Here is a 7055-nt window from a genome sequence, read left to right on the forward strand (position 1 = left end):
TCATCTCAGCGAGTTTCGGATATTAAATACACTCCCCATAAATACAGGCTATCTACAATTACCCGGCATGCAGGAGGGAGCAACGGAATATTTCTCGTGAACAATCCATGACTCCACTTGCCCTCACCCTCAGTGAAATGGCCTATTTCCACGATCGGCAAAAGAGCGCCTGCCGTAGCTCGGCTTCGGTTCGCGAGCGAGCTTGCCCCTGCCGCCCAGCTGGCAAGAGGATAGCGCCGGTCGGGCATCCTTTGCCGACTACAGGGCAACGATGGCCATGCAGGGAATCCGGCATCAGATCGACTGGCTAGCCAGGATTCCTGCTATCGATTGTGTGCTGCAGTACATCCGTTCCGGCGCCCCGCAATTGTCCATTTCGAAACATTCCCGCTCACGGAGAATTCCGCGTGATCTTGCGGATTCCCAGGCCTTCACGATAATCATTTCCAAAGATTTCCAAAGCCCGCTTGACACCGTTTGAGATTCGGCGCACACTGATCGTATACGATTTGATGTACGAGATGATGTTCGATGAAAGCAGGCCGATCAACGGTGAGCAATATTGTCCCAGTAACCGAAGAGACCTTCGCGCAGGCAGGCAAGATCCTGGCCGTACACCTTAGCTACTCCTCGCGTGCGGCGCAGCGCGGACGCACCCCGAAGTTCCCCAGCTACTTCATGAAGGCCACCAGCTCGCTGGCCGCCAGCGGTTCCACCGTGGAACGCCCAGCTGGCACCGAGCTGCTCGCCTTCGAGGGCGAGATCGCACTGATCATCGGCAAGACCGCTCGCCGCGTCTCGGTAGACGAAGCCTGGGGCTACGTCGGGCAGGTCACCGCATCGAACGACCTCGGCGTGCACGACATGAAGTACGCGGACAAGGGCTCGAACATCCGCTCCAAGTCCGGCGACGGCTACACCCCGGTGGGTCCCAACGCCCTGGATGCCGCCACCTTGGATCCTGCCAAGCTGCGCGTGCAGACCTGGGTCAACGGCAAGCTCGCCCAGGACGCCGACACCTCCGAGCTGCTCTTCTCCTTCGCAACCATCATCGCCGACCTGTCCCAGCAGATGACCTTGCAGCCAGGTGACATGATCCTCACCGGCACCCCGGCCGGCTCCACCGTCTTCTTCCCCGGCGACGTTGTCGAGGTCGAGGTCACCGACCTGGTCTCCGGCGCCACGACCGGCAAGCTGGAGACCACCGCCGTCGAGGGCACTGCGGCCTTCGCCGCTTTCGGCAACCAGCCAAAGGTCACCGACAAGGACAAGGAAGATGCCTACGGCGATCGCGAGACCGCCGGCATGGCCCCGATCATCACCGGCAAGGACGTGCTGACCGACAAGGTCCGCGAGCAGCTGGCTTCGGTGGCTACCGCCACCTTGTCCGCCACCTTGCGCAAGCGCGGCCTGAACAACGTGAACATCGAAGTCCCCGGTGCCACCAAGGGCATGCAGCGCGTGATCGGCACCGCCCGCACCCTGCGCTACATCCCCAACCGCGAGGACCTGTTCAAGGCCCACGGCGGCGGCTACAACATGCAGAAGCAGTCCATCGACTCGCTCAATGACGGCGAGATCCTGGTCATGGAAGCCCGCGGCGAGACCGGCTCGGCCACCCTGGGCGACATCCTGGCCCTGCGCTCCCAGCAGCTCGGCGCCGCCGGCATCATCTCCGATGGCGGCGTACGGGACCTGGACGCCGTGTCCAACCTGCAGATCCCGGTCTTCTACAACGGCGCCCACCCAGCGGTTCTCGGCCGCAAGCACGTGGCCTGGGACAAGGACATCACCGTGGCCTGCGGCGGCGTATCGGTGCAGCCAGGAGATGTGATCGTGGCCGACTCCGATGGCATCGTGGTCATCCCGCCAGCAATGGTGGCCGAGGTGGCCGCTGAAGCCGCGGTGACCGAATCCAATGACGAATTCATCTTCGCCATGGTCCAGCGCGGCCACGGCATCGAGGGCCTGTTCCCGATGAATGATGCGTGGAAGAGCAAGTACAACGCCTGGAAGGACGCAGGCAGCCCGGATCTGGACTCATGGTCGCTGTAATGACCGCCTCCAAGTCCGAAGCCGCCTACCAGCTGGTTTCCGAGCGCATCGTCAACGGGGCATACTCCCCCGGCTACCGGCTGGTGCTGGGCACCATTGCCGATGAGCTGGGCTGCTCCGTGGTTCCGGTGCGCGAAGCGATCCGCCGGCTGGAGGCCGAGGGCCTGGTGCACTTCACCCGCAACGTCGGGGCGACGGTGGCCCACGTGGATTCCACCCTGTACCTGCACACCATGCAGACCCTGATGGTCATCGAGCCGGCCGCTACCGCGCTGGCTGCCGATGCCATGGATGCCGCCTGGCTTGCCAAGGCGCGGGCGCTGAACGAGAACATGCGCCAGTGCTTGGCGGATTTCGATCCGGTGGCCTTCACCCGGATGAATACCGAATTCCACCAGCTGCTCTACGGCCAGTGCCCCAATCCGCACATCCTGGACCTGGTCCAGCGCGGATGGCGCCGGCTGGCGGCCATGCGGGCCAGCAGCTTCACCCACATTCCCAACCGGGCTCGCGCTTCGGTTCAGGAGCATGAGGCGCTGCTGGATCTGATCGGCAACCATGCCACCCCGGCGCAGATCGAAGCCGCCTGCCGGGACCACCGCTCGAATACGCTCAACGCCTATTTGAAAGCGGCCGGCATGGCACCTAGCGCCATCTAGCCAGCAGCACCGAGAACTTTCATAGATTTGCCACAACCCATCCGGTGAAAACACCGGAACAGCACGAAAGGAACTGCCATGAGCAAGCACTTCGTACCGGAAAACCTTCCGACCCACCTGCAGCACTACATCAACGGCGAATTCGTTGACTCCATCGGCGGAGCAACCTTCGACGTGCAGGAACCGGTAAGCAACACCAACTACGCCACCGTGGCTTCGGCACAGCCTGAAGACGTGGACCTGGCAGTTGCCGCCGCCAACAAGGCCTTCAAGGAAGGCCCTTGGGCCAAGATGCTGCCACGCGAGCGTTCCCGCGTGCTGCACAAGATCGCTGACATCGTCGAGTCCCGCGACGAAGAGCTCTCGCTGCTTGAGTCCTACGACTCCGGCCTGCCGATCACCCAGGCCAAGGGCCAGGCCCGCCGCGCCGCGGAGAACTTCCGCTTCTTCGCCGACCTGATCGTCGCGCAGGTGGATAACTCCTTCCGCGTCCCGGGACGCCAGATGAACTACGTGAACCGCAAGCCCATTGGCGTCGCCGCGCTGATCACCCCGTGGAACGTTCCGTTCATGCAGGAATCCTGGAAGCTGGCTCCGGCCATCGCCACCGGCAACTCGGTGGTCCTCAAGCCTGCCAGCTACACCCCGCTCTCCGCTGGCCTGTGGCCAGAAATCTTCCGCGAAGCCGGCCTGCCAGAGGGCGTCTTCAACCTGATCTTCGGTTCCGGCGGCGTCGCCGGCGACTACCTGGTCAAGCACCCGGATGTGCCACTGGTGTCCTTCACCGGCGACTCTTCCACCGGCGCCACCATCTCCACCGCGGCCGCGCCATTCTTCAAGGGCCTGTCCCTGGAGCTGGGCGGAAAGTCCCCTGCAGTGGTCTTCGCCGACGCTGATCTGGAAGCCGCCCTGGACGCCACCGTCTTCGGCGTGTTCTCGCTGAACGGCGAGCGTTGCACCGCCGGTTCCCGCGTGCTGGTCCAGCGCGATATCTACGATGATTTCGTAGCCAAGTTCGCAGAACGCGCCAAGAACATCCGCGTTGGCCTGCCGAGTGACCCGAAGACCGAAGTCGGTGCACTGGTGCACCCTAACCACTTCGAGAAGGTCATGGGCTACATCGAGATCGGCAAGACCGAAGGCCGCTTGCTGGCCGGCGGCGGCCGCGCCGAAGGCTTCGAAGAGGGCAACTACGTTGCTCCGACCGTCTTCGCCGATGTTGCCCCGGATGCGCAGATCTTCCAGGACGAGATCTTCGGCCCGGTTGTTGCCATCACCCCGTTCGACACCGACGAGGAAGCACTGGAATTGGCCAACAACACCAAGTACGGCCTGGCAGCCTACGTGTGGACCAGCAACTTGAAGCGCGCGCACAACTTCGCGCACCAGATCGATTCGGGCATGGTGTGGCTGAACTCCAACAATGTCCGCGACCTGCGCACTCCATTCGGCGGCGTGAAGGCTTCGGGCCTGGGCCGCGAAGGCGGCTACCGCTCGGTGGACTTCTACACCACCCAGCAGTCCATCCAGATCACCCTGAACGAAGCGCACTCCCCTAAGTTCGGCGTCTAGGAAGCACGCGCTTCCCGCCCCTAGTTTTTCTTGCTTGCAAAGGAGCAAATCATGAGCAAAGAGATCGCAAACCCGATCCCAACCCCTTCGGTTCCAGCACCGGATATCCTGCGCTGCGCCTACGCTGAACTGGTCGTCACCGACCTGGAGCGCTCGCGCAAGTTCTACGTGGACGTACTGGGCCTGCACGTATCCTACGAAGACGAGAACCAGATCTACCTGCGTTCCTTCGAGGAATTCATCCACCACAACCTGGTGCTGACCAAGGGCCCGGTGGCAGCACTGAAGGCCATGGCTTTCCGTGTGCGCAGCGCCGAAGAGGTCGACAAGGCCGAGGCCTACTACAAGGAACTGGGCTGCCGCACCGAGCGCCGCAAGGAAGGCTTCGTCAAGGGCATCGGCGACGCCGTGCGCGTTGAGGACCCACTGGGCTTCCCATACGAGTTCTTCTTCGAGACCACCCACGTAGAGCGCCTGCACATGCGCTACGACCTGTACTCGGCCGGCGAACTTGTCCGCCTGGACCACTTCAACCAGGTCACCCCGGACGTGCCACGCGGCCGCAAGTACCTCGAGGACCTGGGCTTCCGCGTCACCGAGGACATCCAGGACGACGAAGGCACCACCTACGCAGCCTGGATGCACCGCAAGGGCACCGTGCACGACACGGCTTTGACCGGCGGCAACGGCCCGCGCCTGCACCACGTGGCCTTCTCCACCCACGAGAAGCACAACATCATCCAGATCTGCGACAAGATGGGCGCACTGCGCATCTCGGACCGCATCGAGCGCGGCCCCGGCCGCCACGGTGTCTCCAACGCGTTCTACCTGTACATCCTGGATCCAGATGACCACCGCATCGAGATCTACACCCAGGATTACTACACCGGCGATCCGGACAACCCGACCATCACCTGGAACGTGCACGACAACCAGCGCCGCGACTGGTGGGGCAACCCGGTTGTTCCATCGTGGTACACCGAAGCTTCCAAGGTCCTGGACCTGGATGGCAACGTGCAGGAAGTCATCGAGCGCACTGATGACTCCGAACTGGAAGTCACCATTGGCGCCGACGGCTTCTCCTTCACCCGTGCCGGTGACGAAGACGGCTCGTACCATGGCCAGGCTTCCAAGGGCTTCAAGCTGGGCAACCAGCTCTAAGCCAGGCAAGCTCTTCTAGACCCAGAGCTTGGCAGCTTCCCTGAGCTGCAACACAAGAATCCCGGGACATCAGCGAATTTCTTCGCCGATGCCCCGGGATTCTGCTTTTATTGGCCACGCTAATTCCTAGTCCATCGGCGAGACCCTGATCAGGTTGCCATCTGGATCCGCGGCAACAAAGGTCCTGCCAAAGACTTCGTCGTAAGGTTCTTGCACAATGCGCACTCCCTTGGCGGACCATTGGCGGCAAGTTGCGTCAACGTCACCGCCGGAGCCGGAGACCATCAAACCCACCTCGCTGGTGCGCGGGGTTTCCGGGACCGCATCTTCATTCTTGCCGGACCACACAGCGAAGCTCACCTGCTCGCTGAGGGCGAATGCCACATAGCGCGGCGAGACGAAGACGGGATCCATATCGAACAAATCGCCATAGAATTCGGCAGCTTTCCGGGCATCTTTGACATAAACGAGGAACAGGTTCGGGCGGGGCATCGGGGACTCCTGGGATCAATGAATTAGTGGACATTAGCAGTCCACCAGAAAATCACGACAGAACATGTCTTCTTTTCTGGGATACTTGAAGGTCATGAAAGCTTCCAGGCTGTTGCACCTGCTCTTGCTGTTGCAGACTCGTCAGCGCATCAGCTCCTCGGAACTGTCCCAGACGCTGGAGGTCTCGCGACGGACCATCCTGCGCGATGTCGAAGCGCTGTCCATGGCTGGCGTCCCTGTCTACGCCGAGCGCGGGCGCCACGGAGGAATCGCCTTGCTGCCGGGCTCCCGATTGAATCTGGCCCATCTGGAGCCGCCGGAGCTGGAAGCCTTGTCCGTGGCGGGGCTCGATGAACGGCATTTGGAACTTCTGGGCTTGCGGGACGCACATGCTACGGCGGCGCGCAAGGTCGCGCTGAAGCAGGACGCAGCTCCAGCGGCCCATCCCCGTGCTACGTTGGCCGATATTGTCATGGTGGATAGTTCTGCCTGGCTGTCGGGCCGGAGCCTGCTGGTCGATATCGCGGATCTGGCAACCGCGTTGCGGCTTCGGCGCCAGCTGCGCATCAAGTATCGGCGCAGTACCGAGGCGCACCCAGCGTTCCTGCTCGTGGATCCCTATGGACTCGTGGCCAAGTCCGGTCGCTGGTATCTCGTCGCCGAACAGCAAGGTGAGCAGCGGCTGTTCTCGTTGGAGCGGCTCTACTCATTCGAAATCCTGCAGGCGCCGGCAAACTTGCAGGTCGATGCCACCCTGCGCACGGTGTGGCTCTCGCTCAAGGAACGCACAGAGGCACCCGGGGACGTGATGATCACGGCCCGCCTGCGTGCAACTCGACTGGATTTGGCCCGGCGAATCTTGGGCGAGCGTCTCCGGGACGTGGACGCAGCCGAAGGAGGGTGGTACCCGATCACTATCGTGTTCCGGCAAATCCAAGACGTGCGCCAACTGCTCCAATTTGCCGACCATATCCACGTAACTGGTCCCCCAGCGGCACGTGACATGATTCGCGCGCTGGCCACCGATCTGGTTTCGCGCCATCAGGATCCATCCGCCGCACCGGTGCCCGGAGAGCCGGATCGTTCGTGATCGTCGCGAGCGCGCAAAGGCCGGCC

At 62.5% G+C, this 7055-nt stretch carries 6 protein-coding genes; 5 read left to right on the forward strand and 1 reads right to left on the reverse strand.

All coding sequences use genetic code 11. The features are described from left to right. Positions 1-531 precede the first annotated feature (531 nt). The 4 genes from ACNPM8_RS18310 (at position 532) to hpaD (ending at position 5447) form a co-directional block, all read left to right on the forward strand. Positions 532-2055, forward strand: coding sequence for a fumarylacetoacetate hydrolase family protein (locus tag ACNPM8_RS18310; protein WP_181148971.1), 1524 nt, complete (start codon positions 532-534; stop codon positions 2053-2055). Next, on the forward strand, positions 2055-2714 hold the full coding sequence (locus ACNPM8_RS18315; RefSeq protein ID WP_332488680.1) for a GntR family transcriptional regulator: 660 nt from the start codon (positions 2055-2057) through the stop codon (positions 2712-2714). The genes ACNPM8_RS18310 and ACNPM8_RS18315 overlap by 1 nt, the downstream gene beginning before the upstream one ends. A 78-nt stretch (positions 2715-2792) precedes the next feature. Beyond that, complete coding sequence (hpaE, locus tag ACNPM8_RS18320) at positions 2793-4286, forward strand: 5-carboxymethyl-2-hydroxymuconate semialdehyde dehydrogenase (RefSeq protein WP_105658032.1); 1494 nt, start codon at positions 2793-2795, stop codon at positions 4284-4286. 63 nt (positions 4287-4349) lie between these two features. After that, complete coding sequence (gene hpaD, locus ACNPM8_RS18325; protein ID WP_105658115.1) at positions 4350-5447, forward strand: 3,4-dihydroxyphenylacetate 2,3-dioxygenase; 1098 nt, start codon at positions 4350-4352, stop codon at positions 5445-5447. A 126-nt stretch (positions 5448-5573) separates the two neighbouring features. Here hpaD and ACNPM8_RS18330 read toward each other — a convergent pair whose 3' ends face one another. Continuing rightward, positions 5574-5939 carry a VOC family protein gene (locus tag ACNPM8_RS18330; protein ID WP_448940413.1) on the reverse strand — a complete coding sequence of 122 codons (366 nt, stop codon included), beginning with the start codon at positions 5937-5939 and terminating at the stop codon, positions 5574-5576. A 94-nt stretch (positions 5940-6033) separates the two neighbouring features. Between ACNPM8_RS18330 and ACNPM8_RS18335 the strand changes: the two genes are divergently transcribed. Beyond that, positions 6034-7029, forward strand: a complete 996-nt coding sequence (locus ACNPM8_RS18335; RefSeq protein ID WP_332595293.1) for a helix-turn-helix transcriptional regulator — start codon at positions 6034-6036, stop codon at positions 7027-7029. Positions 7030-7055 lie beyond the last annotated feature (26 nt).

This window comes from Glutamicibacter sp. AGC46 (assembly GCF_053543715.1).